The sequence below is a fragment of the Streptomyces sp. NPDC097981 genome (assembly GCF_040302565.1).
In the GTDB taxonomy this organism is placed as follows: domain Bacteria; phylum Actinomycetota; class Actinomycetes; order Streptomycetales; family Streptomycetaceae; genus Streptomyces.
This window is the reverse complement of the sequence record NZ_JBEORW010000023.1, coordinates 1-25,668: the sequence shown is the minus strand read 5'-3', so window position 1 is coordinate 25,668 and position 25,668 is coordinate 1. Positions and strand designations below refer to the sequence as shown.

Annotated in this window: 21 protein-coding genes; 17 read left to right on the top strand and 4 right to left on the bottom strand. The window is 72.2% G+C overall.

Translation table 11 applies throughout. The features are described from left to right. The first annotated feature begins 29 nt into the window (after nt 1-29). A complete protein-coding gene (locus ABTY04_RS22250) occupies nt 30-656 on the top strand; it encodes a TetR/AcrR family transcriptional regulator (RefSeq protein ID WP_352215104.1) in 627 nt (208 codons plus the stop codon). 342 nt (nt 657-998) lie between these two features. On the opposite strand, the gene ABTY04_RS22245 is transcribed toward ABTY04_RS22250, so the two are convergent. From ABTY04_RS22245 to ABTY04_RS22230, 4 genes are all read right to left on the bottom strand, one after another. Continuing rightward, a complete protein-coding gene (locus ABTY04_RS22245) occupies nt 999-3,425 on the bottom strand; it encodes a transglutaminase TgpA family protein (protein ID WP_352215103.1) in 2,427 nt (808 codons plus the stop codon). Then, the gene (locus ABTY04_RS22240) at nt 3,422-4,786 is read right to left on the bottom strand and encodes a DUF58 domain-containing protein (RefSeq protein WP_352215102.1); all 1,365 of its coding nucleotides are present in this window, start codon (nt 4,784-4,786) and stop codon (nt 3,422-3,424) included. Before ABTY04_RS22240 ends, ABTY04_RS22245 begins: the two co-directional genes overlap by 4 nt. Beyond that, nucleotides 4,786-5,796, bottom strand: coding sequence for an AAA family ATPase (locus ABTY04_RS22235; protein ID WP_352215101.1), 1,011 nt, complete (start codon nt 5,794-5,796; stop codon nt 4,786-4,788). Before ABTY04_RS22235 ends, ABTY04_RS22240 begins: the two co-directional genes overlap by 1 nt. Before the next feature lie 135 nt (nt 5,797-5,931). Then, on the bottom strand, nt 5,932-6,519 hold the full coding sequence (locus ABTY04_RS22230; protein WP_502996692.1) for a beta-class carbonic anhydrase: 588 nt from the start codon (nt 6,517-6,519) through the stop codon (nt 5,932-5,934). Between the two features lie 306 nt (nt 6,520-6,825). Here ABTY04_RS22230 and rsmH point away from each other — a divergent pair, with 306 nt between their 5' ends. The 16 genes from rsmH (at nt 6,826) to ABTY04_RS22150 (ending at nt 25,237) form a co-directional block, all read left to right on the top strand. Then, nucleotides 6,826-7,755, top strand: a complete 930-nt coding sequence (gene rsmH / locus ABTY04_RS22225; RefSeq protein WP_502996695.1) for a 16S rRNA (cytosine(1402)-N(4))-methyltransferase RsmH — start codon at nt 6,826-6,828, stop codon at nt 7,753-7,755. Next, nucleotides 7,752-8,339, top strand: a complete 588-nt coding sequence (gene ftsL / locus ABTY04_RS22220; RefSeq protein ID WP_352215098.1) for a cell division protein FtsL — start codon at nt 7,752-7,754, stop codon at nt 8,337-8,339. Before rsmH ends, ftsL begins: the two co-directional genes overlap by 4 nt. A 405-nt stretch (nt 8,340-8,744) precedes the next feature. After that, the gene (locus ABTY04_RS22215) at nt 8,745-10,751 is read left to right on the top strand and encodes a peptidoglycan D,D-transpeptidase FtsI family protein (RefSeq protein WP_352215097.1); all 2,007 of its coding nucleotides are present in this window, start codon (nt 8,745-8,747) and stop codon (nt 10,749-10,751) included. Nucleotides 10,752-10,796: 45 nt separating this feature from the next. Continuing rightward, a complete protein-coding gene (locus tag ABTY04_RS22210; RefSeq protein WP_352215096.1) occupies nt 10,797-12,527 on the top strand; it encodes a UDP-N-acetylmuramoyl-L-alanyl-D-glutamate--2,6-diaminopimelate ligase in 1,731 nt (576 codons plus the stop codon). After that, nucleotides 12,524-13,948, top strand: coding sequence for a UDP-N-acetylmuramoyl-tripeptide--D-alanyl-D-alanine ligase (locus ABTY04_RS22205; RefSeq protein ID WP_352215095.1), 1,425 nt, complete (start codon nt 12,524-12,526; stop codon nt 13,946-13,948). Before ABTY04_RS22210 ends, ABTY04_RS22205 begins: the two co-directional genes overlap by 4 nt. Further along, nucleotides 13,945-15,015: a phospho-N-acetylmuramoyl-pentapeptide-transferase gene (gene mraY, locus ABTY04_RS22200; RefSeq protein WP_352215094.1), complete on the top strand. Its 1,071-nt coding sequence runs from the start codon at nt 13,945-13,947 to the stop codon at nt 15,013-15,015. The genes ABTY04_RS22205 and mraY overlap by 4 nt, the downstream gene beginning before the upstream one ends. Further along, the gene (murD, locus tag ABTY04_RS22195) at nt 14,997-16,445 is read left to right on the top strand and encodes a UDP-N-acetylmuramoyl-L-alanine--D-glutamate ligase (protein WP_352215093.1); all 1,449 of its coding nucleotides are present in this window, start codon (nt 14,997-14,999) and stop codon (nt 16,443-16,445) included. The genes mraY and murD overlap by 19 nt, the downstream gene beginning before the upstream one ends. A gap of 64 nt (nt 16,446-16,509) precedes the next feature. Further along, nucleotides 16,510-17,916, top strand: a complete 1,407-nt coding sequence (gene ftsW / locus ABTY04_RS22190; RefSeq protein WP_352215092.1) for a putative lipid II flippase FtsW — start codon at nt 16,510-16,512, stop codon at nt 17,914-17,916. A 6-nt stretch (nt 17,917-17,922) separates the two neighbouring features. Continuing rightward, entirely contained in the window at nt 17,923-19,017 is a 1,095-nt protein-coding gene (gene murG / locus ABTY04_RS22185; RefSeq protein WP_352215091.1) for an undecaprenyldiphospho-muramoylpentapeptide beta-N-acetylglucosaminyltransferase, read from the top strand. Between the two features lie 16 nt (nt 19,018-19,033). After that, nucleotides 19,034-19,885 (top strand): cell division protein FtsQ/DivIB, encoded by an 852-nt coding sequence (locus ABTY04_RS22180; protein ID WP_352215090.1) that lies wholly within the window; start codon nt 19,034-19,036, stop codon nt 19,883-19,885. A 280-nt stretch (nt 19,886-20,165) separates the two neighbouring features. After that, nucleotides 20,166-21,371 carry a cell division protein FtsZ gene (gene ftsZ, locus ABTY04_RS22175; RefSeq protein ID WP_352215089.1) on the top strand — a complete coding sequence of 402 codons (1,206 nt, stop codon included), beginning with the start codon at nt 20,166-20,168 and terminating at the stop codon, nt 21,369-21,371. After that, a complete protein-coding gene (gene pgeF / locus ABTY04_RS22170; protein WP_352215088.1) occupies nt 21,368-22,099 on the top strand; it encodes a peptidoglycan editing factor PgeF in 732 nt (243 codons plus the stop codon). Before ftsZ ends, pgeF begins: the two co-directional genes overlap by 4 nt. Nucleotides 22,100-22,102: 3 nt before the next feature. Continuing rightward, entirely contained in the window at nt 22,103-22,822 is a 720-nt protein-coding gene (locus tag ABTY04_RS22165; protein ID WP_352215087.1) for a YggS family pyridoxal phosphate-dependent enzyme, read from the top strand. 149 nt (nt 22,823-22,971) lie between these two features. Further along, nucleotides 22,972-23,580: a cell division protein SepF gene (locus tag ABTY04_RS22160; protein WP_352215086.1), complete on the top strand. Its 609-nt coding sequence runs from the start codon at nt 22,972-22,974 to the stop codon at nt 23,578-23,580. 60 nt (nt 23,581-23,640) lie between these two features. Beyond that, entirely contained in the window at nt 23,641-23,937 is a 297-nt protein-coding gene (locus ABTY04_RS22155; protein WP_030155988.1) for a YggT family protein, read from the top strand. A gap of 82 nt (nt 23,938-24,019) precedes the next feature. After that, entirely contained in the window at nt 24,020-25,237 is a 1,218-nt protein-coding gene (locus tag ABTY04_RS22150) for a DivIVA domain-containing protein (protein ID WP_352215085.1), read from the top strand. Nucleotides 25,238-25,668 lie beyond the last annotated feature (431 nt).

Genomic DNA, 25,668 nt, shown 5'->3' with positions numbered 1-25,668 from the left:
GGAGCGGTTGACCTGTGAGAATCAGCACCATGGACAGCAGCAGCACCGGTACCGGCGGCAGCCGCCGGCAGGCCACCCGGCAGAAGCTCTACGAAGCGGCCGTCACGCTCATCGCCGAGCAGGGCTTCTCCGCGACGACGGTCGACGAGATCGCCGAGCGGGCGGGCGTCGCGAAGGGCACCGTCTACTACAACTTCGCAAGCAAGAACGAACTCTTCGAGGAGCTGTTGCGGCACGGCGTCGGCCTGCTGACGGCCTCGCTGCGCGCCGCGGCCGAGGAGACCGAGCAGCGGGGCGGCAGCCGCGTCGAGGCGCTCGACGCGATGATCCGGGCCGGTCTCGTCTTCATCGACCGGTACCCGGCCTTCACCCAGCTCTACGTCGCCGAGCTGTGGCGGACCAACCGGGCGTGGCAGTCCACGCTGATGGTGGTCCGCCAGGAGGCGGTGGCCGTCGTGGAGACGGTGCTGCGGGAAGGCGTGGAGCGCGGGGAGCTCAGCGCGGAGATCGACGTGCCGCTCACGGCCGCCGCGATGGTGGGCATGGTGCTGGTGGCCGCGCTGGACTGGCAGTCGTTCCAGAGCGAGCGGTCGCTGGACGACGTGCACTCGGCGCTGTCGCTGCTGCTGCGGGGGCGGGTCAGCGGGAACCGCTGAGGCGGCCCCATGCCCCCCGATCGGCGGTGCCGCGGTGCGCAGGGACGGCGTAGAACTGGTGGCGCCGGCCGCGCTCCGCGTGCCGCCGCGTCTGAGTACGTGTACCTAGGCGCGGAAATGAGTACGTGCGCGGATGGGCCCCCGCCTGCGCGGACGCCAGACTGGGGTCAACGGACAGGGACCCGGTCCGGACCGCCGACACGGGGCGGCAGGTGCGGGCCGGGTGCCTTCGCCGTGAGCAGGGGGATGCAGCGCGGCGGGGCTCGGGGGGATCGAGCCTCGCCGCGTCTGCGCGTTCGCGGCCGCCCCGGTCAGCTGCCCGGGCCCTGACCGGCCGGCCGGTCAGCCGCGGCCGCGGAGGGGGAGGCGGGAGCGGGTGCGGGCGAGGGCGCCCGCGGCCCGGTCCGCCACGGCCGACCAGCGGGCCGCCGCCGACCAGCGCAGGCGGACCGCCGAGCGGGGGAGGAGCAGCGCCCGCAGCCGGGAGCCGCGGCTCACGGACCCGAGCAGGGCGGCACGCGCCAGCAGGACGTCCGCCGCCAGGTCCCCGTACGGGGCCTCCGCGCCGGGCGGGGCGTACAGCGCCCGCTCCACCGCCCCCGCGACCCGGTGCACCGCATCCGCCGCTTCCGGCTCCAGCCGGCCCAGCACCACCACACGGGCCGCCGCCCGCCGGGGCGACAGGGCTCCGTCGGGGGCGATGCCCACGTCCCAGGCCGCGTCGCCCAGTTCCTGCCAGGCCGGCAGTACGCCGCCCGCCGCCAGCCGGCGCCCCCGCACCCGCGTCCGCCACAGCAGCGGCAGCAGGGGGAGGGCCAGTGCGGCCAGCACCGGCAGGGTCCAGCCCAGCACCGTGGACAGCGACGGGCCGCCGCCCCCGGAACCCGCGTTCTGGTGCGCCGCCGCAGCCCCGCACTCGCCCAGCTTCTTCAGCTCCGGCGGGCAGGCATCGGCCTTCGACGGCGCCGCCGACGGCTGCGTCGCACCCTGCGAGGGCACCGGCGCCGGCGCGGACGGCTGGGCCGCCGGGGCCTCGGCCCGGGAGTAGTCCGGAATCGAGATGCCCTGGCGCGGCGTCGGCTCGAACCGGGTCCAGCCCACGCCCTCGAAGTACAGCTCAGGCCATGCGTGCGCGTCCCGCATCGACACGTTCACGCTGCCGTCCGACTGCTTCTCGCCGGGGGTGAACCCCACCGCGACCCGTGCCGGGATCCCGAGCGAGCGCGACATCGCGGCCATCGAGAACGCGAAGTGGACGCAGAACCCCTCCTTGTCCGCGAGGAACCGGGCGATGGCCTGTGGGCCCGTACCCGAGGCCACCTTCGTGTCGTAGCGGAATCCGCCGTTCACGGCAAAGTAGTCCTGGAGTTTCACCGCCCTCGTGTAGTCGTCCTTCGAGCCCTTCGTGACCTGGCGGGCCGTATCGGCGACCACAGGCGGCAGATTGTCCGGAATCTTCGTGTACTCGGCCTTGATCGCCGGATTCGGCTCCGGCGCCGCCTGCAGCTGCACCGCCGTCGGCCGCAGCAGCAGGCTGCGCACCGTGTACATGGCGCCCTGGACGTTCTGGAACTTGTCCTTGCCCAGCTGGTCCCCGACCAGGGTCCGGCCGGCCGGCTCGAAGCGCCACTTGCCGGGGATGTCCACGGCCGTCGCCGGGTACGGCATCGGCAGATAGCGCTGCGCGTACGTGTCCGCAGCCGAGATGCTCGTCCGCACCTCGGTCCCGGTCGCCCGGACCTGCTCGCCCAGCCCCGGCGGGGTCGGCATCCGTTCCGGCACATCGGTCAGGGTGCGCCCGGAGGCCTCCCACTTGACGCCGTTGAACTCGTCCAGCGCCAGGATCCGCAGGTACTGCTCGCCGAGTTGCGGACTGTCCGTGCGGTACTTCAGCACCACCCGGTTGTCCTGCGTGTTCAGGCTGCCCTGGAGGGAGACCAGCGGGTTGACCGCGGAGATCGTCCCGCCGACGCCCGTGCCGCCGCCCTCGGCCTCGCCCTGCGCACCCAGCAGCCCGCCGCCGAGCGCGGGCAGCACCGCCGGCACCACCAGCGCGATCCCCAGCGCCACGGCGCCGATCCGCCGCCCGGTGCGGACGGGGGCCTGCGCCTGGCCCGAGCCCGCACCGCCGCCCCCGTACCCCGAGGCCGCCGACACCCGCCCGTCCGGGGCCGCGCCGAAGACCCGGCCCCACTGGGCGAGCCGGTCGCGGCCCTCGGCCAGCAGCAGCAGCAGGTAGCCGCAGCCGGCCAGCAGGAAGGAGACCGCGGTGGACCCGGCGCCGCCGGAGAGCCCCGCGGCGACCGAGTACAGCGCGAGCAGCGGCAGCCCGGCCGCGGCAGCGGTCCGCAAGGTCACCGCCAGCAGGTCCACCAACAGCCCGATCAGCAGCACCCCGGCCAGCAGCAGCAGCCGGATGCCGTCCGTCAGCGGCGCCGGTATCGCGAACTCGCCGACGTCCTGCACGCCGCGCCGGAACAGGGCGCCGGTGTCCGTCACCAGATAGGCCATCGGCCCGGTCCCGGTGGACTCGCCCTTGCCCGCGAACAGGAAGACGAGCACCAGCAGCGACACCAGGGCCTGTGCGGCCACGGTGAGCGTGCGCCCCAGTGGCACCCGCCGGACCCCGGCGCCCACCCCGCTCTGCACGGCCAGCAGGACCGCCGCCTGCAGCAGCCAGCCCGCCGAGTCCACGAGCGAGGCCAGCGACCACGAGGTGAGCAGCGTCGCCAGCATCGCGAAGAGCGTCACGCGCGCCCGCCCGCTCATCCCCAACCTCCGGAAGTACCCGTGCCGAGCGGTGCGTTCCCGGCCTGGCGCCACAGCTCCCCGAACGCCACCCCGGGCGGCGCGGCCAGCGCCGTCCAGCCCGCGTCGCGCAGCCTGCGCACCCGTGCCTCCACCTGCGAGGGCCGCCCGGCCCAGAGCGCGGAGTCCAGTACGAAGGCCACCGCGCCCCCGCAGCGTGCGCGCATCCCGGCCGCCAGTTCCGCCTGTACGTCGTCCAGGTCTCCGAAGAAGGCGATGAGGAGCCCGTCACCGCCGGCTCCGGCGTAGCCCCCGCCGCCCGCGCCGCCGCCGCGCACCGCGTCGTACGCGCGCGAGAGGCCGACGCCGTCGGAGTGCCCGACGACCGCGAGGGTGTCCATCATCAGCCCGGCCGCCTCCGCGGACTCCTGCCCGCCGGATGAGAAGCCGCCGCCGTCGCCGGGCGCCGAGGTGCCGGTGTCCGTCAGCAGCCGCACCGAGAAACCCTGTTCGAGCAGGTGCACCAGGGCCGAGGCGGCCCCGGACACGGCCCACTCGAACGCGGAGTCCGGGCCCGTGCCCTCGTAGGCGACGCCGCGGGTGTCCAGCAGGACCGTGGCCTTGCTGCGCTGCGGCTGCTCCTCGCGGCGCACCATCAGCTCGCCGTAGCGGGCGGTGGAGCGCCAGTGCACCCGGCGCAGGTCGTCGCCGCGCCGGTAGCCGCGCGGGATCACGTCGTCGTCGCCGGCCAGGGCCAGGGAACGCCGGCTGCCGTCGCCGTAGCCGGAGGTCTCGCCCGTCAGCCGGACCGGGGCCAGCACCTCGGTGCGCGGGATGACGGTGAGGGTGTCGTACGTGCTGAACGAGCGGGTCAGCTCGACCAGCCCGAACGGGTCGGTCAGCCGCAGCTGGAGCGGGCCCAGCGGGTAGCGGCCGCGCAGGTCGGAGCGGACCCGGTAGGAGACCTCGCGGCGCCCGCCGGGCTCGACCCGGTCCAGGACGAAGCGGGGCCGGGGCCCGAGTACGTACGGCACCCGGTCCTGGAGCATCAGCAGTCCGGCGGGCAGCCGGGAGACGTTCTCCATGCGCAGCCGGACCCGGGCCTCGGAGCCGGCGGGCACCCGCACCGGGGTCAGCCGGCGGCTGCCGGAGACCCGGTGCCGGGTGCGGTGCAGGGCGAGGACGCAGACCAGCGGCAGGACGGCGAGCAGCAGCCCGACCCGGAGCAGTTCGCCCTGGCCGAGCACGTAGGCGCACAGGGCGGCGGCGACTCCGGCGGCCAGGAAGGACCGGCCGCGGGTGGTCAGCCCCGCCAGCGAGGCGCGAAGCCCGCCGGCGCCCCGGCCCTCGCCGCCGGCGCGGAGCGGGGCACCGGCTCTCATCAGAAGCCCCGGACGCCCGCGCCGGGCGGCATCTCGCCGCGGGCGTGCGACGCGGGGACGGGGGTGCGCTGGAGGATGTCGTGGACGACCTGCTCGGCGGTGCGCCGGTTGAGCTGGGCCTGCGCGGTGGGCAGCAGCCGGTGCGCTAGGACGGGAGCGGCCAGCGCCTGGACGTCGTCGGGCAGGACGTAGTCGCGGCCGGACAGGGCGGCGGAGGCCTTCACGGCGCGCAGCAGGTGGAGGGTGGCGCGGGGTGAAGCGCCCAGGCGCAGGTCCGGGTGGCTGCGGGTGGCGGCGACCAGGTCGACGACGTAACGGCGGACGGGCTCGGCGACGTACACGTCGCGGACGGCCTCTATCAGCTTGACGACGTCGTGGGCGTGCGCGACGGCCTGGAGGTCGTCGAGGGGGGAGATGCCGCCGTGTACGTCGAGCATCTGGAGCTCGGCCTCGGGGCTCGGGTAGCCGACGGAGACCCGGGCCATGAAGCGGTCGCGCTGGGCCTCGGGGAGGGGATAGGTGCCCTCCATCTCCACCGGGTTCTGGGTGGCGACCACCATGAACGGGCTCGGCAGTGTGTACGTCTTGCCGTCGATGGTGACCTGGCGCTCCTCCATCGACTCCAGCAGCGCGGACTGGGTCTTCGGCGAGGCGCGGTTGATCTCGTCGCCGATGACGATCTGGGCGAAGATCGCGCCGGGCTTGAACTCGAACTCGCGGCGCTGCTGGTCGTAGATGCTGACACCGGTGATGTCGGAGGGCAGCAGGTCCGGGGTGAACTGGATGCGCTGCACCGAGCAGTCGATGGACTTGGCGAGCGTCTTGGCGAGCATGGTCTTGCCCACGCCGGGGACGTCCTCGATCAGCAGGTGCCCTTCGGCGAGGAGCACGGTCAGCGCGATGCGTACGACCTCGGGCTTACCCTCGATCACGCTCTCGACGGACCGGCGCACCCGCTCCGCCGTGCTCGTCAGATCCGCGAGGCTCGCTCGGTCGTCATACGTCGTCACCTGGTTCTCCTCGGCCCTTTCCGCAGGGCCGACGCCCTCAGCGCACTCCGGCCCACCCCGACACGGACGCCGGCCCGGACGGTTTTCCGGGCGGCGTCTTCCCGCATTCTTGACGGCGTTGTGGCCTTGTGTCACTCACGAGGCGGGATCGATCTCCCTCAGGAGTCCGGTGTGCACGTCGAAGACGAAGCCTCGCACATCGTCGCGGTGGGGCAGGAAGGGGTTCGTCCGGACCCGCTGCATGGACTGGCGGACGTCCTGGTCCACGTCCCGGAAGGCCTCGACGGCCCAGGCGGGACGCTGGCCGACCTCGTCTTCGAGTTCGTGCCGGAAGTCCTCGGTCAGGCTTTCGAGCCCGCAGCCCGTGTGGTGGATCAGTATGACCGTGCGGGTACCGAGGGCCCGCTGGCTGATCGTGAGGGAGCGGATGGTGTCGTCGGTGACCACGCCGCCCGCGTTGCGGATGGTGTGGCAGTCTCCGAGCTCCAGGCCGAGCGCCTTGTGCAGGTCGAGACGGGCGTCCATGCAGGCCACGACGGCCACGTGCAGGACGGGGCGGGCGTCCATGCCGGGGTCCGCGAATTCCGCGGCGTAACGCCGGTTCGCCTCGACCAGCCGGTCCGTGACGGAGCCGCTGCCGGATGCCTGGGGGGTGGTCTCTGCGGGCAGGGATGCGGAAGTCGTCATGCTTATGACGTTAGTGGTCACGGCCGGTAAAGGCATTGAGTGAGGGTGGACAAAGAAGGTCAACCGCCCTTGTTGTGAGCTAACCCACAGGGGTGAGGCGCAGGCGGCCATTCAGGTGATTCGCGGCTTTTGCGGGTTCCGGGCGAGAGGGGCGCAACGGCGCGCGGGGCGGTTCGTTGACCGCGGCGACCGTTGCACTAAAGTGACGCGAACCGGCCGGAGCCCGGCCCTGACCGGCCGCCCGGCCCCCTGGTAACACTCCGCGTGCGCGGCGCGGCGTATGCCTGCCGCGCCGTTATCTGAGAGGGCGCTTTGACTAGCGAGTCCCGACATGTCCCGGTGATGCTCCAGCGGTGCCTGGACCTGTTGGCCCCGGCGCTGGAGAGGCCCGGGGCGGTCGTCGTCGACTGCACCCTCGGCCTCGGCGGCCACAGCGAGGCCCTGCTGACCCGGTTCCCCGAGGCACGCCTGATCGGCCTCGACCGCGACAAGGAGGCCCTGCGGCTCTCCGGCGAGCGGCTCGCGCCCTTCGGCGACCGCGCCACCCTGGTCCACGCGATCTACGCCGACCTGGCGGAGGTGCTGGACGGCCTGCGCATCCCCGCCGTCCAGGGCATCCTCTTCGACCTGGGCGTCTCCTCGATGCAGCTGGACGAGGCCGACCGCGGCTTCGCCTATGCACAGGACGCCCCGCTGGACATGCGCATGGACCAGACGACGGGCATCAGCGCGGCGGAGGTCCTCAACACGTACGCGCCCGGCGAGCTGGTCCGGATCCTGCGCCAGTACGGCGAGGAGAAGCAGGCCAAGCGGATCGTGTCCGCGATCGTCCGCGAGCGCGAGAAGGAGCCCTTCTCGAACAGCGCCCGCCTGGTGGAGCTGATCCGCGACGCACTGCCGCAGGCGGCGAAGCGGACCGGCGGCAACCCCGCCAAGCGGACCTTCCAGGCGCTGCGCATCGAGGTCAACGGCGAGCTGGCCGGGCTGGAGCGGGCCATTCCGGCAGCCGTGGACCGGATCGCGGTGGGCGGCCGGATCGCGGTGCTCTCGTACCACTCGCTGGAGGACCGCCTCGTCAAGCAGGTCTTCGCGGCGGGCGCCGCCTCCACGGCCCCGCCCGGACTGCCGGTGGTCCCGGAGAAGTACCAGCCCAAGCTGAAGCTGCTCACCCGTGGTGCGGAACTGCCCACGGAGGAGGAGATCGCCGAGAACCGGCGGGCCGCGCCGGCCCGCTTCCGCGGAGTCGAACGCATCCGGGAGGCGCGGCTGTGAGCAAAGCCGGGGGACTGGGGCGGCTGCGCGGCTCCTCGGGGCAGGCGGCGCGGACGCCGTTCGTCCTGCTGGTGGTGGCGCTGCTCGCCGGCGGGCTGATCAGCCTGCTCCTGTTGAACTCGGCGCTCAACCAGGGCTCCTTCCAGCTGAGCAGGCTGAAGAAGGCGACCACCGCGATCACGGACGAGGAACAGGCGCTCCAGCGGGACGTGGACGGCTACTCGGCGCCGGACGCGCTCCAGCGGCGGGCCCACGAGCTGGGCCTGGTCCCGGGCGGCAGCCCGGTCTTCATCGGCCCCGACGGCAAGGTCAACGGCACCGCGGCGGTGGCGGAGGCCCTGCCCCCGGCGACACCGGCCCCCGCGGCGGCGACCCCGGGTCCGGCCGACTCCCCGGCGGCCTCCGCCGGCCCGGCCGGCCCCCCGGCCACGGTCGCACCGGGCGCGGCGAACACCGCGGGCCCCGCCCCCGCAGGCGCTGCCCCGAACGCCCCGGGCGCCGCGCAGAACGTCCCGGGCCCCGCCCCGGCCGGCCAGCCCGTGCCGGGCGGAGCCCCCCAGCCCAACCCGACCCCCGGAAGGTGACGTCGTGACGCGGACCCTCCCCCTGCTCCCGACGGGGGTACCCCCGTCCGGACCTTCCCCCTGCACCGGACCGTCCACCCCTGCCAGGCCCGGCGGGCAGCCGCTGCGCGGGGCCGTCCCCTCCCCGCCCTTCCACCGTTCCTCCCCCGGCCAGCCCTGGGGGGACCCCCAGGGCTCCGCCCGGGCCCCGCACGCGTGCGGCGCCGTTTCGGGGGCTCTGCCGAGCCCTGGCGCCTCACACGCCGGCGGGGCCGAAACGGCGCTCCGCGCCACCCAGCCCCGACCGGGGGCAACTCCGGCCCCGCCGGCGTCCGGGGCGGGGGGTCCGTGGTGGAGCCTCAGGGGTGGCCGGCCCGGGCAGGGCTGTTCGCCTTCGGCGCCGGTACGGCCCCGCGGGGTGATGGCGTGAGGCCGCAGGACGGGCGCCGGCGGGTGGCCGGGCCCGGGCGGGCGCGGCCCGGTGGCACCGAGCGCGCCCGGGCGAACTCGCGGCCCGCGACCCGGCGGCCCGCCACCCGCACGCCGCACACCATCCGCCTCGGCAGCCCCAAGCCCCGGCTGCGCCTCGTCAGCGTCGGGCTGACCCTCGTGATGCTGGCCTTCGTCGTGCGGCTGCTCCAGGTACAGGCCGTCGAGGCCTCCACATACTCCGCCAAGGCCTCCGAGAACCGCTTCGCCAGCTACACCCTCGCCGCCGAACGCGGGGAGATCACCGACCGCAGGGGCGTGGCCCTCGCCACCAGCGTCGACGCGTACGACATCACCGCCGACCCGAAGATGTTCACCCCGCAGGAAAGCAAGGCCCCGGACGCCCCCGAGCAGGCCGCCGCCCTCCTCGCGCCGATCCTCGGCGGGGACGCCAGGGAGCTCACCGCACGCCTGAAGACCAAGAACACCCGTTACGTCGTCCTCGCCCGCCGCCAGACCCCCCAGGTCTGGAACCAGATCAAGAACCTCAAGCGGGTCTTCGCCGACAAGGCGGCCGCCGACAAGAGGAAGAACGGCCCCGGCGCCAACGTCCTCGCCGGCGTGTTCAACGAGGACAGCACCAAGCGCGTGTACCCGGGCGGGGACCTGGCCGCGGGGATACTGGGCTACGTCAACGCCGAGGGCAAGGGCGCCGGCGGACTGGAGTCCTCCCTCGACAGGAAGCTGGCCGGCAAGGACGGCGCGATCACGTACGCCCAGTCCGGCGGCCGCCGCGTGCCCACCGCCGGGTCCAGCGAGAAGCGCGCCGTTCCCGGCGAGGACATCGAGCTGACCATCGACCGCGACATCCAGTGGGCGGCGCAGAGCGCCATCACCGAGCAGGTCGCCCAGTCCGAGGCCGACCGCGGCTACGTCATCGTCCAGGACACCCGCACCGGCGAGGTCCTCGCCATGGCCAACGCCCCCGGCTTCGACCCCAACGACCTGTCGAAGGCCTCCTCCGCCGCCATGGGCAACGCCGCCCTCCAGGACGTCTACGAGCCCGGCTCCACCGCCAAGGTCATCTCGATGGCCGCCGTGCTGGAGGAGAAGAAGGCCACCCCCGACACCCACGTCGAGGTTCCCAACCGGCTGCACCGCGGCGACCGGCTGTTCAAGGACGACGTCGACCACCCGACCTGGTACCTGACCCTCAACGGGGTCCTCGCCAAGTCCTCCAACATCGGCACCATCCTGGCCACCGGCCAGCTCGGCGCCACCGAGCCCGAGGCCAACCGGGTCCTCTACTCCTACCTGAACAAGTTCGGCATCGGGCAGCCGACCGGCCTGAACTACCCGGGCGAGTCCCGCGGCATCCTCGCCCGGCCCGAGGCCTGGTCCACCTCCCAGCAGTACACGATCCCTTTCGGCCAAGGCCTCTCCCTCAACGCCATGCAGGCGACCTCCGTGTACTCGACGATCGCCAACGGCGGAGTCCGGATCGCACCCACCCTGGTCCGCGGCAGCAAGGGCCCCGACGGCCGCTTCACCCCGGCCCCGGCCCCCGAGAAGACCCGCGTGATCAGCCCGGAGACCGCCAAGATGCTGTCCGAGATGCTCGAATCGGTCGTCGACGACCAGGAGGGCACCGGCACCAAGGCCCGCATTCCCGGCTACCGGGTCGGCGGCAAGACCGGCACCTCCAACCGGGTGGATCCGGCCACCGGCCGCTACAAGGGCTACACCGCCTCCTTCGCCGGATTCGCGCCCGCCGACAACCCGCGGATCACCGTCTACTGCGCCATCCAGAACCCCACCAAGGGCAGCTACTTCGGCGGCCAGATCTGCGGCCCCATCTACAAGAAGGTCATGGAGTTCGCCCTCAAGACCCTCCAGGTCGCCCCGACCGGAACCGCCCCCGCCGGGGTCCCGGTCACCTTCGACGCCGGTCCGCCGGCAGCCCCCCAGCCCTCCGCACAGCCCGGCCGGCAGCCCGGCCAGTGACCCGGCGGGCCGGTCGGCCCGCCAGAAATCCGTGAGGCACCATCAGTGACAACGATCACCCCGAAACCCGGGAACCCGTCGGCCGACGGCAGCGAGACCGGGCCCTCGCTTCGCGGGCGGCCCGCCGCGCCCGGTACGCTCACCGCCGTGCCCCACGCTGATCAGCCCAGAACGACCCCGAAAGACGCCCCGGCGACGCCGCCGGGCGCGCCCCGGCCCGTGACCGCCCGCCCGACACCCCTGGGCGAGCTGGCCACCCTGCTGGGCATCGAAGCCCCCGGCGCAGGCGCCGCGACGCAGCAGTCGCAGCCGCAGCCGACGCAGATCACCGGCATCACGCACGACTCCCGTGCGGTGCGCCCCGGCGACCTGTACGCGGCCCTGGCCGGCGCCAAGCTGCACGGCGCCGATTTCGCGGCCCAGGCGGCCGCACTCGGCGCCGCGGCCGTGCTGACCGACCCGGCGGGTGCCGAGCGGGCGGCCGCGACCGGGCTGCCGGTCCTCGCCGTCGCCGACCCGCGCGGCCGGATGGGCGAGCTCGCCGCCGCGATCTACGGCCGTCCCGGTGAGGGGCTGCTGCAGATCGGCATCACCGGCACCTCCGGGAAGACCACCACGGCGTACCTCGTCGAGGGCGGTCTGCGCGGGGCCGGACGCGCCACCGGACTGGTCGGCACCGTCGAGATGCGCATCGGCGACGAACGCATCAAGTCGGAGCGCACCACCCCCGAGGCCACCGACCTCCAGGCCCTGTTCGCGGTCATGCGCGAACGCGGGGTCGAGGCCGTCGCCATGGAGGTCTCCAGCCACGCCCTGGTGCTCGGCCGGGTCGACGGATGCGTCTTCGACGTCGCCGTCTTCAACAACCTGAGCCCGGAGCACATGGAGTTCCACTCCGACATGGAGGACTACTTCCAGGCCAAGGCACAGCTCTTCACCGAGCGCCGCGCCCGCCTCGGGGTGGTCAACGTGGACGACGAGTACGGCCGCCGCCTCGCCAAGGAGGCCGCGATCCCGGTGGTCACCTTCTCCGCCGAGGGCGACCCGAACGCCGACTGGCGCGCCGAGGACGTGGTGTTCGGGCACATGGACTCCACCCTGACCGTGATCGGCCCCCAGGGGCAGCGCGTACGGGCCACGGCCCCGCTGCCCGGCCCGTTCAACGTCGCCAACACCGTCGCCGCGATCGTCACGCTCGCCGCCGCCGGGATCGACCCGCAGACCGCCGCCGACGGCGTCGCCGCGGTCCCCGGGGTACCCGGTCGGCTGGAGCGGGTGGACGCGGGCCAGCCGTACCTTGCCGTCGTCGACTACGCCCACAAGACGGACGCCGTCGAATCGGTGCTCCGCGCGCTGCGCGAGGTCACCGCCGGCAAGCTGCACATCGTGCTCGGCTGCGGCGGCGACCGCGACACCACCAAGCGCGCCCCGATGGGCGCCGCGGCCGCCCGGTTCGCCGACACGGCCGTGCTGACCTCCGACAACCCGCGTTCCGAGGACCCCCTCACGATCCTCGCCGCGATGTTCGGGGGCGCCGTCTCCGTGCCCGCCGAAGAGCGCGGCACGGTCCTCGTCGACGCCGACCGGGCCGCGGCCATCGCCGCCGCCGTCGCGCGCGCCGAGCCCGGCGACACGGTGCTGGTGGCGGGCAAGGGCCACGAGCAGGGCCAGGACACGGCAGGCGTCGTACGGCCCTTCGACGACCGCGCGGTGCTCCGCGCCGCGATCGAACACCAGGAACGGAACAACGTCCGACAGGCCGAGGTGAACCAGTGATCGCCCTTTCCCTCGCCGAGATCGCCGACATCACCGGCGGGCGGCCCCACGACATACCGGATCCGTCCGTGCGGATCACCGGGCCCGTGGTCATCGACTCCCGCCAGGTGGAGGCCGGCAGCCTGTTCGCCGCGTTCGCCGGCGAGCACGTCGACGGCCACGACTACGCCGAGCGCGCGGTCACCTCGGGCGCGGCGGCCGTCCTCGCCGCCCGGCCGGTCGGCGTACCCGCGATCGTCGTCGCCGATGTCGAGAAGGCCCTCGGCGCCCTCGCCCGGGCCGTCGTCGAGCGCCTCGGCACCGACGTGGTCGCCCTGACAGGCTCCGCCGGCAAGACCTCCACGAAGGACCTCATCGCCCAGGTGCTCCAGGCCCACGCGCCGACCGTGTGGACCCCGGGCTCCCTGAACAACGAGATCGGCCTGCCGCTCACCGCGCTGCGCGCCACGCAGGAAACCCGGCACCTGGTGCTGGAGATGGGCGCCCGCGGCATCGGGCACATCGACTACCTCACCGGTCTGACCCCGCCGCGCATCGGACTCGTCCTCAACGTCGGGACCGCCCACATCGGCGAGTTCGGCGGCCGCGAGCAGATCGCCCAGGCCAAGGGCGAGCTCGTCGAGGCCCTGCCGGCCGAGGCCGACGGCGGCGTCGCCGTCCTCAACGCCGACGACCTGCTGGTGCGCGCGATGTCCGCCCGGACGAAGGCCCGTACGGTGCTCTTCGGCGAGGCCGAGGACGCCGACGTACGGGCCACGGAAGTCCGGATGACATCGGCAGGACAGCCCTCCTTCACACTCCACACACCCACCGGGTGCGGCGAAGTGACCTTGCGCCTGTACGGTGAGCACCACGTGTCGAACGCGCTCGCCGCGGCCGCCGTGGCCCATGTACTGGGCATGTCCGTCGAGGAGATCGCCACCGCGCTCTCCGGAGCGGGCACCTTGTCCCGGTGGCGGATGGAAGTCACCGAGCGGGCCGACGGCGTGACGATCGTCAACGACGCCTACAACGCGAATCCCGAGTCCATGCGGGCCGCTCTGCGCGCGCTTGCCGCGATGGGCGGCGCCGCCAGGGCCGACGGGGGACGTACGTGGGCAGTGCTCGGCCCCATGGCCGAGCTCGGGGACGCATCGTTGGCCGAACACGATGCGGTGGGACGGCTTGCCGTCCGGCTCAACGTGAGCAAGCTCGTCGCAGTCGGGGGCAGGGAAGCGTCCTGGCTGCAACTGGGCGCATATAACGAGGGTTCGTGGGGTGAGGAGTCGGTGGTCGTGTCCGACGCGCAGGCGGCGATCGACCTGTTGCGCAGTGAACTGCGCCCGGGTGACGTCGTGCTGGTGAAGGCTTCCAGGTCGGTTGGCCTGGAGCGGGTCGCTCTGGCGCTGCTGGCCGGCGAGGGCGAGGTCGCCGACCGATGAGGCAGATCCTCTTTGCCGGTGTCATCGGCATGTTCCTGACAGTGATCGGCACCCCGCTGCTGATCAAGCTGCTGGCCCGGAAAGGCTACGGCCAGTTCATCCGCGACGACGGCCCGCGCGGCCACGCCGGGAAGAAGGGCACGCCCACCATGGGCGGCATCTCCTTCATCCTGGCCACGATCATCGCGTACGCCCTGACGAAGGTGATCACGGGCAGCCAGCCCACGTTCTCCGGCGTGCTGGTGCTCTTCCTGATGTCGGGCATGGGCCTGGTCGGCTACCTCGACGACTACATCAAGATCGTCAAGCGCCGCTCGCTCGGTCTCCGGGCGAAGGCCAAGATGGCCGGCCAGCTGATCGTCGGCATCGCCTTCGCCGTGCTCGCGCTCCAGTTCAAGGACATCCGCGGCAACGCCCCGGCCTCCACCAAGCTGTCGTTCGTCACGGACTTCGGCTGGTCCATCGGCCCGGTGCTGTTCGTGGTCTGGGCGCTGTTCATGATCCTGGCGATGTCCAACGGCGTGAACCTGACGGACGGTCTGGACGGCCTGGCCACCGGCGCCGCGGTGATGGTCTTCGGCGCCTACACCTTCATCGGCGTCTGGCAGTTCCAGGAGTCGTGCGCCAACGCGCAGACCCTGACGAACCCCAACGCGTGCTTCGAGGTGCGAGACCCGCTGGACCTCGCGATCGTCGCCTCCGCGCTGATGGGCGCCTGCTTCGGCTTCCTGTGGTGGAACACCTCGCCCGCCAAGATCTTCATGGGCGACACCGGCTCGCTGGCCCTCGGCGGCGCCCTCGCCGGTCTTGCGATCTGCTCCCGCACGGAGTTCCTGATCGCCCTCCTCGGCGGCCTCTTCGTCCTCATCACCATGTCGGTCGTCATTCAGGTCGGCTCGTTCAAGCTCACCGGGAAGCGCGTCTTCCGGATGGCCCCGCTCCAGCACCACTTCGAACTGAAGGGGTGGTCCGAGGTCCTGGTGGTGGTCCGGTTCTGGATCATCCAGGGCATGTGCGTGATCGTTGGTCTCGGACTCTTCTACGCGGGATGGGCAGCGGACAAGTGACCTCCTGGCAGGGCAAGAACATCACCGTCGCCGGCCTCGGCGTGAGCGGCATCAGTGCCGCCCGCGCCCTGGCCGGCCTCGGCGCCGTGGTGACCGTCGTCGACAACGGAGACGGCGATGCGCACCGCGCACGGGCGGCCGAGCTCGCGGAACTGGGCATCGAGGTCCGCCTCGGTCACCTGGACGACGGCGCCCGCGCCGGCGATGTACTGCCCGAGGGCACCGACCTGGTCGTCACCTCGCCGGGCTGGAAGCCCGACAGCCCCCTGTTCAAGGCCGCCGCCGCGGCCGGCGTGGACGTCGTGGGCGATGTCGAGATCGCCTGGCTGCTGCGCGGCCCGGACGCCGCACCGTGGCTGGCGATCACCGGCACGAACGGCAAGACCACCACGACCCAGATGCTCGCGTCGATCCTGAAGGCCGCCGGGCTGAAGACCGCGGCCGTCGGCAACATCGGCACCCCGATCGTCGACGTGGTGCTCGGCGAGGAGAAGTACGACGTGCTCGCCGTCGAACTCTCCAGCTACCAGCTGCACTGGGCGCCCTCGCTGCGCGCCCACTCGGCGGTCGTGCTCAACCTGGCCCCCGACCACCTCGACTGGCACGGCTCGATGGAGGCGTACGCCGCCGACAAGGGCCGGATCTACGAGGGCAACACGGTGGCCTGCGTCTACAACGTCGCCGACCCGGCCACCGAGGCCCTGGTCGCCCTGGCCGACGTCGAGGAGGGCTGCCGGGCGATCGGCTTCACCCTCGGCGCCCCCGGCCCCTCCATGCTCGGCGTCGTCGACGGCATCCTCGTCGATCGCGCCTTCGTCGAGAACCGGCAGAAGAACGCCCAGGAGCTCGCCGAGGTCAAGGACGTCAACCCGCCGGCCCCGCACAACATCGCCAACGCCCTCGCCGCGGCGGCCCTGGCCCGCGCCTTCGGCGTCGAGCCGCGCGCCGTCCGCGACGGGCTGCGCGACTTCCGCCCCGACGCGCACCGCGTCGCGTACGTGGACGAGGTCGCGGGGGTCACGTACATCGACGACTCCAAGGCCACCAACACGCACGCCGCCGAGGCCTCCCTGGCCGCCTTCGAGCCCGTCGTGTGGATCGCCGGCGGCCTCGCCAAGGGCGCGACCTTCGACGAACTCGTCCGGAAGTCGGCGGAGCGGCTGCGCGGCGTGGTGCTGATCGGCGCCGACCGGGCGCTGATCGCCGAGGCGCTGGCGCGACACGCCCCCGAGGTCCCGGTCGTCGACCTCGACCGGACCGACACTGGGGCGATGCTCGCAGCGGTCCGGGAAGCGGCCCGGCTCGCAGAGCCCGGCGACACGGTTCTGCTGGCCCCGGCCTGTGCCTCGATGGACATGTTCGCGAACTACAACAAGCGCGGGGACGCGTTCGCGGACGCGGTGCGCGAACTGGCCGCCGAGGGCGCGTAGGTCCGGCTGGAGGGTCCTCCCCGACCGGCCGCTCGCCTCGTACGAGTGGAGGGGAAGGTCACACATGCCGGCCAAGCAAGTGCTGCCGGGGCGGCGGCCGTCCGCCGTGAAGGCCGTCAAATCCGCCAAGAGCGCCAAGCCGGCCAGACCGGTCAAGGCGCAGGGCCGCAGGCGTCCGGCGGGGAGCGTGAAGAGGCCCGCCGGGCGCGGGCCGCTGGACCGGTTCCGGGGTACCCAGCGGCAGTTGCGGAAGGCCTGGGACCGACCTCTCACCGCGTATTACCTGATCTTCGGCAGCTCGCTGCTCATCACCGTGCTCGGCCTGGTGATGGTCTACTCGGCCTCGATGATCAAAGCGCTCCAGCTGGGCCTGGGGGACGCGTACTTCTTCAAGAAGCAGTTCCTGGCAGCCCTGATCGGCACGGGGCTGCTGCTGGTCGCCTCCCGGATGCCGGTCAAACTGCACCGGGCGCTGTCCTATCCTGTGCTCGCGGGAACCCTGTTCCTGATGGTCCTGGTCCAGGTCCCCGGGATAGGGGTGGCGATCAACGGCAACCAGAACTGGATCTCCCTTGGCGGTCCGTTCATGCTCCAGCCCAGTGAGTTCGGCAAGCTGGCACTGATCCTCTGGGGCGCCGACCTGATGGCCCGCAAGGGCGACAAGGGGCTGCTGAGCCAGTGGAAGCACCTGCTGGTGCCGCTGGTGCCGGTGGCCTTCCTGCTGCTCGGGCTGATCATGCTGGGCGGGGACATGGGCACCGCGGTGATCCTCGGGGCCATCCTGTTCGGCCTGCTGTGGCTGGCGGGAGCCCCAACGCGGATGTTCGTGGCGGTGCTGGCCTTCGCGGGTGTGATCGTCGCACTGCTGATCAAGACCAGCCCGCACCGGATGGACCGGCTCGCCTGCATCGGCGCGACGGATCCCGGTCGCAACGACCTGTGCTGGCAGGCCGTGCACGGGATCTATGCCCTCGCATCCGGCGGATGGTTCGGTTCCGGACTGGGTGCCAGTGTGGAAAAATGGGGACAACTGCCCGAAGCCCATACCGACTTCATCTTCGCCATCACCGGGGAGGAACTGGGTCTGGCAGGGACGCTGTCGGTACTCGCCCTGTTCGCGGCTCTAGGCTATGCGGGTATCCGCGTGGCCGGACGCACGGAGGACTCCTTCGTACGGTATGCCGCGGGAGGCGTGACCACCTGGATCACGGCCCAGGCCGTGATCAACATCGGTGCGGTGCTCGGTCTGCTGCCGATCGCCGGAGTCCCGCTCCCGCTGTTCTCGTACGGAGGTTCCGCGCTGCTGCCGACCATGTTCGCGGTCGGACTGCTCATCGCCTTCGCGCGGGAGGAGCCGGCGGCACGCGCGGCGCTCGCGATGCGCCAGCCGAAAACCGGCTGGAAGCGGACCGGGCAGAGATGGAAGTCGATGAGACGGAGCGTCAAGAGGCGTCCGTCCGGAGAGCGGTGAATTTCGGTGCATGTCGTACTCGCCGGTGGGGGGACCGCCGGCCACATCGAGCCGGCGCTGGCCCTCGCGGACGCCCTGCGCAGGCAGGACCCTTCCGTGGGCATCACCGCCCTCGGCACGGAGCGCGGGCTCGAAACCCGCCTCGTGCCGGAGCGCGGCTATGAGCTGGGGCTGATCCCCGCCGTCCCGCTGCCCCGCAAGCCCACCCCCGAGCTGATCACCGTCCCGGGGCGGCTGCGCGGCACGATCAAGGCCGCCGAGGAGATCCTGGAGCGCACCAAGGCCGACTGCGTCGTCGGCTTCGGTGGCTACGTGGCCCTGCCCGGCTACCTCGCCGCCAAGCGGCTCGGGGTGCCGATCATCGTCCACGAGGCCAACGCCCGGCCCGGACTGGCCAACAAGATCGGCTCCCGCTACGCGCACGCCGTCGCGGTCTCCACCCCCGACAGCAAGCTGCGCGGCGCCCGCTACGTGGGCATCCCGCTGCGCCGGAGCATCTCCACCCTGGACCGGGCCGCGGTCCGCCCCGAGGCGCGTGCCGCCTTCGGCCTGGACCCGAACCTGCCGACCCTGCTGGTCTCCGGCGGCTCGCAGGGCGCCCGCCGGCTGAACGAGACCATCCAGCAGGTCGCTCCGACCCTCCAGCGCTCCGGGATCCAGATCCTGCACGCGGTCGGCCCGAAGAACGAACTGCCGCGTGTCGACAACATGCCCGGGATGCCGCCGTACGTCCCGGTACCGTACGTGGACCGGATGGATCTCGCGTACGCCGCCGCCGACATGATGCTGTGCCGCGCGGGCGCGATGACCGTCGCCGAACTCTCCGCCGTCGGGCTGCCGGCCGCGTACGTCCCGCTGCCGATCGGCAACGGCGAACAGCGGCTCAACGCCCAGCCGGTGGTCAAGGCCGGCGGCGGCCTGCTCGTCGACGACGCGGAGCTGACGCCCGACTGGGTGCTCGGCCAGGTCCTCCCGGTGCTCGCCGACCCGCACCGCCTGTACGAGATGTCCCGCGCCGCCGGCGAGTTCGGCCGCCGGGACGCCGACGAGCTGCTGGTCGCGATGGTGTACGAGGCGATTGCCGCACACAGGAACCGCTAGCGCAGGAGGCACAGGAGTGGCCGGAGCGACGACCGCACAGCGCGGCAATCCCGGGTCCGCCGGGAAGGGCAAGGGCTCGGGCTCTCCCAAGCCGCCCAAGCGGCCCAGGTCGTCGAAGGGATCCGGCCCGCGAGGCCCCGGTGTGCAGCGCCTTGTCCGGCGTCTGCGCCGCCGGGCCCCCGTGCTGCTCTCCCTCGCCGCCGCGCTGCTCCTCGCCGGGGGCGGCAGCTGGGTGCTCTACGGCTCCTCCTGGCTCCGGGTCGAGAAGGTGACCGCAAGCGGAACCCAGGTGCTGACCCCCGGCCAGGTGCTGGCCGCCGCGGCCGTACCGGTCGGGGCGCCGCTGGCGACCGTGGACACCGACGAGATCGCGGACCGGGTCCGGAGCCGGCTGCCCCGTGTCGATTCGGTCGATGTGGTGCGCGCCTGGCCCCACGGGATCGGGCTGAAAGTGACGGAGCGCAAACCCGTCCTGCTCATCAGAAAGGACGCCAAGTTCGTGGAAGTGGACGCATCGGGTGTGCGATTCGACACGGTTCCGGAAGCACCCGCAGGTGTTCCGGTCCTCGAATTGTCCGCGGCGGCGTCCCCGAGCGGCCGCCGCTTCGACGAGGAGCGGCTGCTGCACGAGGCGGTGGGCGTCGCCGGAGACCTCCCCGAGGCGGTCGCCAAGGAGACCCTGCAGGTCAGGGTGGGGTCGTACGACTCGGTCGTACTGGAGTTGACCCGGGGCCGGTCCGTGGTGTGGGGGAGCGGGGAGCAGAGCGAGGCGAAGGGGCGTGCGCTGAGCGCCCTGCTGAAAGCGGCGCCCAAGGCTGACCACTTTGACGTGAGTGTCCCCACCGCCCCTGCCGTGTCCGGGAGTTGACGTCGGGTCGAACAGCGACGCACCCTGGTTGGCCACCGATACGGGTGATCACATAGGGTGAAAAGAAAAACGGGAGGTTCGGCGTGTTCGTTGAACACGCGCTACTTGTCGACTTAGTGTCCTGTTCGGAAGAGTCCAGGGAACAGGCACATACTTAACCCTGAACTTGAGGGTTAGGGTTCGGGTCGGCGCGTTCGGACCGTCCCACATTTCGGCATCAGTCGTCGCAACGCAGGCCCGCGAGGCGGCGACACGTAACTCGAGGCGAGAGGCCTTCGACGTGGCAGCACCGCAGAACTACCTCGCAGTCATCAAGGTCATCGGTGTCGGCGGCGGTGGTGTCAATGCCATCAACCGAATGATCGAGGTCGGTCTCAAGGGCGTCGAGTTCATCGCCATCAACACGGACGCCCAGGCGCTGTTGATGAGCGACGCCGACGTCAAGCTCGACGTCGGTCGTGAACTCACCCGCGGCCTCGGCGCCGGCGCCAACCCGGCAGTCGGTCGCAAGGCGGCAGAGGACCACCGCGAGGAGATCGAGGAGGTCCTCAAGGGGGCCGACATGGTCTTCGTCACCGCCGGCGAGGGCGGCGGCACCGGCACCGGCGGCGCACCCGTCGTCGCCAACATCGCGCGCTCGCTCGGAGCCCTGACGATCGGTGTGGTCACCCGGCCGTTCACCTTCGAGGGACGGCGCCGCGCGAACCAGGCGGAGGACGGCATCGCCGAGCTCCGCGAAGAGGTCGACACCCTCATCGTCATCCCCAACGACCGACTGCTGTCCATCTCGGACCGCCAGGTCTCGGTCCTGGACGCCTTCAAGTCGGCCGACCAGGTCCTGCTCTCGGGTGTCCAGGGCATCACCGACCTCATCACCACCCCGGGTCTGATCAACCTCGACTTCGCGGACGTCAAGTCCGTGATGTCCGAGGCCGGCTCGGCCCTGATGGGCATCGGCTCGGCCCGCGGCGACGACCGGGCCGTGGCGGCGGCCGAGATGGCCATCTCCTCCCCGCTGCTGGAGGCGTCCATCGACGGCGCCCGCGGCGTGCTGCTCTCCATCTCCGGCGGCTCGGACCTCGGTCTCTTCGAGATCAACGAGGCCGCGCAGCTGGTGAGCGAGGCCGCCCACCCCGAGGCGAACATCATCTTCGGCGCCGTCATCGACGACGCGCTCGGCGACGAGGTGCGGGTCACCGTCATCGCCGCCGGCTTCGACGGCGGACAGCCCCCGGCCCGCAGGGACAACGTCATCGGCGCCGCGTCCAACAAGCGCGACGAGCCGGCCCCGGCGCCGGTCCGCGCGGCCGAGCCGGCGCGCCCGGCCTTCGGCGGACTGGGCACGGTCACCCCGCGCGAAGAGCCCCCGGCCCCGGTCGAGGTGGCTCCGGTCCCGGTCGAGCCCCCCGCGCCGCAGGTCCCGACGGCCCGGCCGTACCAGGACAGCCCGGCCGAGGAACTGGACGTTCCGGACTTCTTGAAGTGACGCTGGGGCAGCACATCGAGAGCGGCGCCCATTTCGCCTTCACCGACCGGTGGGGCGGAGTGAGCGCCGTTCCGTACGAGGAGCTCAATCTCGGCGGCGCGGTCGGAGACGACCCCACCGCCGTTCTCGCGAACCGGGCGATCGCGGCCGAGGCCCTGGGCATCGAGCCGGACCACGTGGTCTGGATGAACCAGGTGCACGGCCGGGACGTGGCGGTGGTCCCCGGACCCTGGGGCGCCGCCGCTGACATCCCGGCGGTGGACGCGGTGGTGACCGCCCGGCGGGGGATCGCCCTCGCGGTGCTCACCGCGGACTGCACCCCGGTCCTGCTGGCCGACCCCGTCGCCGGGGTTGCGGGCGCGGCCCACGCGGGGCGGCCCGGACTGGTCGCCGGAGTGGTGCCCGCCGCCGTGGAGGCGATGGTCGGCCTCGGGGCCGAACCCGGCCGGATCATCGCCCGTACCGGCCCCGCGATCTGCGGGCGCTGCTACGAGGTGCCGGCCGAGATGCGGGACGCGGTCGCGGACGCGGTACCGGCCGCCTACGGCGAGACGAGTTGGGGGACGCCGTCCGTCGACGTGGTCGCCGGGGTGCACGCCCAGCTCGCGGAGGCGGGGGTGGTGAACCTGCACCGATCGCCGGTCTGCACACTGGAGTCGCGGGACCACTTCTCGTACCGCCGCGACCGGGTGACCGGGCGGCTTGCCGGATATGTCTGGTTGGACTAGGTAATGACGGATCGTAAGTCGGAACTCGCGGAGAACCTGGCGCGGGTGGAGGAACGTATCTCGTCCGCCTGCGCGGCCGCGGGGCGGGGACGGGACGAGGTGACGCTCATCGTGGTCACCAAGACCTACCCGGCGAGCGACGTACGACTGCTGGCGGACCTGGGGGTCCGTCACGTGGCGGAGAATCGCGACCAGGATGCCGCCCCCAAGGCCGCGGCCTGCGCGGATCTGCCGCTCAGCTGGCACTTCGTGGGTCAGTTGCAGACGAACAAAGTCCGTTCCGTGGCGGGATACGCGCATGTCGTGCAGTCGGTCGACCGGCCGAAGCTCGTCACGGCGCTCTCGGCGGCCGCGGAGGGCGCCGGGCGCGAACTCGGCTGCCTCGTGCAGATCGCCCTCGACGCCGAGTCGGGCCGGCGCGGCACCCGGGGCGGCGCCGCTCCGGAGCAGCTCGCCGAACTCGCCGGCCTCGTGGCCGGGGCGCCCGGACTGAGGATCGACGGTCTGATGACCGTGGCTCCGCTGGCCGGGCCCTACGCGGGACGCGAACGGGCCGCTTTCGAGCGGCTGGTGGAATTGTCATCCCGCCTGCGCGCGGACCATCCGGCTGCCACGATGGTGTCGGCCGGAATGAGTGCAGACCTGGAACAGGCCGTTGCGGCCGGTGCGACACATGTACGCGTCGGCACTGCGGTACTCGGCGCGAGACCCCGGCTCGGGTAACGTCGCGAAGAAAGTCGGACCACAGCAGAAAATATGGTCATTCCCGCTGACGGGCGGGCAGACCACGTGGATCGCGGGCAGTTGGTGACTTTGGTGACACAGCGACACCTGCGACAGGGCGATCCACCACAGAGCGGAGGACTCAGAGAATGGCCGGCGCGATGCGCAAGATGGCGGTCTACCTCGGCCTCGTGGAGGACGACCGGTACGACAACCCGGGGTACGACCCCGACGACGAGTTCGAGCCCGAGCCGGAGCCGGAGCGGGATCGCCGGCGCCAGCAGCCCGTGCATCAACCGCCCGTAACGGACGAACCGGCACGAATCACCCAGCCTCCGGCGCAGCGGGAACCCATCCCATTGCCGGTGGAAAACGGACGTCCTGCGCGAATTGCCCCCGTGGCATCCATCACACCCGAACGCTCGAACCTGGAGAAGAACGCCCCCGTGATCATGCCCAAGGTCGTCTCCGAGCGGGAGCCGTACCGCATCACGACGCTGCACCCCCGGACCTACAACGAGGCCCGTACCATCGGGGAACACTTCCGTGAGGGCACTCCGGTGATCATGAACCTCACGGAGATGGACGATACGGACGCGAAGCGACTTGTCGACTTTGCTGCCGGCCTCGTCTTCGGCCTGCACGGCAGCATTGAACGCGTGACACAGAAGGTGTTCCTGCTGTCGCCTGCTAACGTCGATGTCACGGCGGAGGACAAGGCCCGCATCGCGGAGGGCGGGTTCTTCAACCAAAGCTAGACCGATCCGTCAGACACGGGGCCGGGGACAGAGCGAGAGCAGGGGAGAGGGAAGCGCGGGATGGGCGTCGCACTGCAGGTGGTCTACATCGCGCTGATGTGCTTCCTTATCGTGCTGATCTTCCGACTGGTGATGGACTACGTCTTCCAGTTCGCACGTTCATGGACACCCGGCAAGGCGATGGTGGTCGTCCTTGAGGCCACCTACACTGTCACCGATCCACCGCTCAAGCTTCTTCGGCGTTTCATTCCGCCGTTGCGTCTCGGGGGCGTGGCACTCGACCTGTCCTTCTTCGTTCTGATGATCATCGTTTACATCCTCATCAGTTTCGTGAGCACCGCTGCGAGAAGCGTGTGAACGATGAGCTTCCCCGCAGGCGTGGGGACAGTCCCGATACGGTCCTGCCGACTGCCGACGACTACGTAGAGGTGAAGAAGACATGCCGCTGACTCCCGAGGACGTGCGGAACAAGCAGTTCACGACCGTCCGCCTCCGAGAAGGCTATGACGAGGACGAGGTCGATGCCTTCCTCGACGAGGTCGAGTCCGAACTGACGCGCCTGCTGCGCGAGAACGAGGACCTGCGCGCCAAGCTGGCCGCCGCCACGCGTGCCGCCGCGCAGAACCAGCAGCAGCAGGGCATGCGCAAGCCGGAACCCCAGGACCAGCGCGGCCCCGGAGGCCCCGGTGCCCCGGTGCCCGCCGCCATATCCGGCCCGCCGGCGCAGCAGGGCCCGCCGCAGATGGGCCCGCCCCAGCTTCCGGGCGGCCAGCCGCAGCTTCCGCCGGGCCCCGGCGGACTCGGACCGCAGGGTCCGGGCGGCCCGGGTCCGATGGGCGGCCCCATGCACACCATGGGTGGCCAGCAGCAGATGGGCCAGCAGCAGATGGGCCAGCCGTCGATGGGCGGCCAGAACCCGCTCGGCCAGCAGATGCAGCCCATGGGCCAGCAGATGCAGCCGATGGGCCAGCAGATGCAGCCCATGGGCCAGCAGATGCAGCAGATGCAGCAGCCGCAGCCGCAGCTCCCGCAGCAGGGCCCCGGCGGCGACAGCGCCGCGCGCGTCCTGTCGCTGGCGCAGCAGACCGCCGACCAGGCGATCGCGGAGGCCCGCTCCGAGGCCAACAAGATCGTCGGCGAGGCGCGCAGCCGCGCCGAGGGTCTGGAGCGGGACGCCCGCGCCAAGGCCGACGCGCTGGAGCGGGACGCTCAGGAGAAGCACCGTGTCGCGATGGGCTCCCTGGAGTCCGCCCGCGCCACCCTGGAGCGCAAGGTCGAGGACCTGCGGGGCTTCGAGCGTGAGTACCGTACGCGTCTGAAGTCCTACCTGGAGTCGCAGCTGCGCCAGCTGGAGACCCAGGCGGACGACTCCCTGGCCCCGCCGCGCAACCCGGCCGGCCCGGCGCTCCCGCCGTCGCCGACGCCGTCGATGGCTCCGGCCGGAGCGATGGGGCACTCGATGGGCGCTCCGTCGCCCATGGGCGGTCCCTCGCCGATGGGTGGCCCGTCCCCGATGGGCGGCCCCTCGTACGGTGGTCAGCAGCAGATGTCTCCCGCGATGACGCAGCCGATGGCGCCGGTGCGGCCGACCGCGCCGCAGCCGATGCAGGCGCCGTCGCCGATGCGCGGCTTCCTGATCGACGAGGACGACAACTAGGCGGTACGCCCTCTGGGCGGCGTCGGCAGTCACGGGCCGGGCCCGGTTCCCCTTCGGGGGCACCGGGCCCGGCCCGTTTGCGTACCCGTACGCGGTGGTGGGGTGTCGCTGCGGGGCGCTGCCCCGAACCCCCGCGCCCCGATCGCCGACGGGGCTGAGGGACGGCCCCGCCGGCGATCGGGGCGGAAGCGGAGAAAGGGCGGGGCGGGGACGGAACAGCTGTGGCCCGGCACCCCCAGGGAGGGAGGCCGGGCCACAGGAGCGGGAGCGGTTACGCCTTGCGGAGGCGGAACGTCAGGCCGAGGGACTCGTCCGCGAACGGGTCGCCGTAGGTGTCGTCGGCCTCGCCGGAGGCGTAGTCGGTGGCCAGGACCTCGTCCGCGATCAGCGCCGCGTGGTCCGTCAGGGCCGTCACGGCCTCCGGGTCCGTG

Excerpts from the sequence above, each read along its gene's own strand:
- mraY (WP_352215094.1), top strand. The coding sequence starts at position 13,945 with ATGAGGCAGATCCTCTTTGCCGGTGTCATCGGCATGTTCCTGACAGTG.
- ABTY04_RS22155 (WP_030155988.1), top strand. The coding sequence starts at position 23,641 with ATGGGCGTCGCACTGCAGGTGGTCTACATCGCGCTGATGTGCTTCCTT.
- ABTY04_RS22250 (WP_352215104.1), top strand. The coding sequence starts at position 30 with ATGGACAGCAGCAGCACCGGTACCGGCGGCAGCCGCCGGCAGGCCACC.
- ABTY04_RS22150 (WP_352215085.1), top strand. The coding sequence starts at position 24,020 with ATGCCGCTGACTCCCGAGGACGTGCGGAACAAGCAGTTCACGACCGTC.
- ABTY04_RS22240 (WP_352215102.1), bottom strand. The coding sequence starts at position 4,786 with ATGAGAGCCGGTGCCCCGCTCCGCGCCGGCGGCGAGGGCCGGGGCGCC.
- ABTY04_RS22245 (WP_352215103.1), bottom strand. The coding sequence starts at position 3,425 with ATGAGCGGGCGGGCGCGCGTGACGCTCTTCGCGATGCTGGCGACGCTG.
- ftsW (WP_352215092.1), top strand. The coding sequence starts at position 16,510 with ATGCCGGCCAAGCAAGTGCTGCCGGGGCGGCGGCCGTCCGCCGTGAAG.
- ABTY04_RS22160 (WP_352215086.1), top strand. The coding sequence starts at position 22,972 with ATGGCCGGCGCGATGCGCAAGATGGCGGTCTACCTCGGCCTCGTGGAG.
- murD (WP_352215093.1), top strand. The coding sequence starts at position 14,997 with ATGGGCAGCGGACAAGTGACCTCCTGGCAGGGCAAGAACATCACCGTC.
- rsmH (WP_502996695.1), top strand. The coding sequence starts at position 6,826 with ATGCTCCAGCGGTGCCTGGACCTGTTGGCCCCGGCGCTGGAGAGGCCC.
- ABTY04_RS22165 (WP_352215087.1), top strand. The coding sequence starts at position 22,103 with ATGACGGATCGTAAGTCGGAACTCGCGGAGAACCTGGCGCGGGTGGAG.
- ABTY04_RS22230 (WP_502996692.1), bottom strand. The coding sequence starts at position 6,519 with ATGCCTTTACCGGCCGTGACCACTAACGTCATAAGCATGACGACTTCC.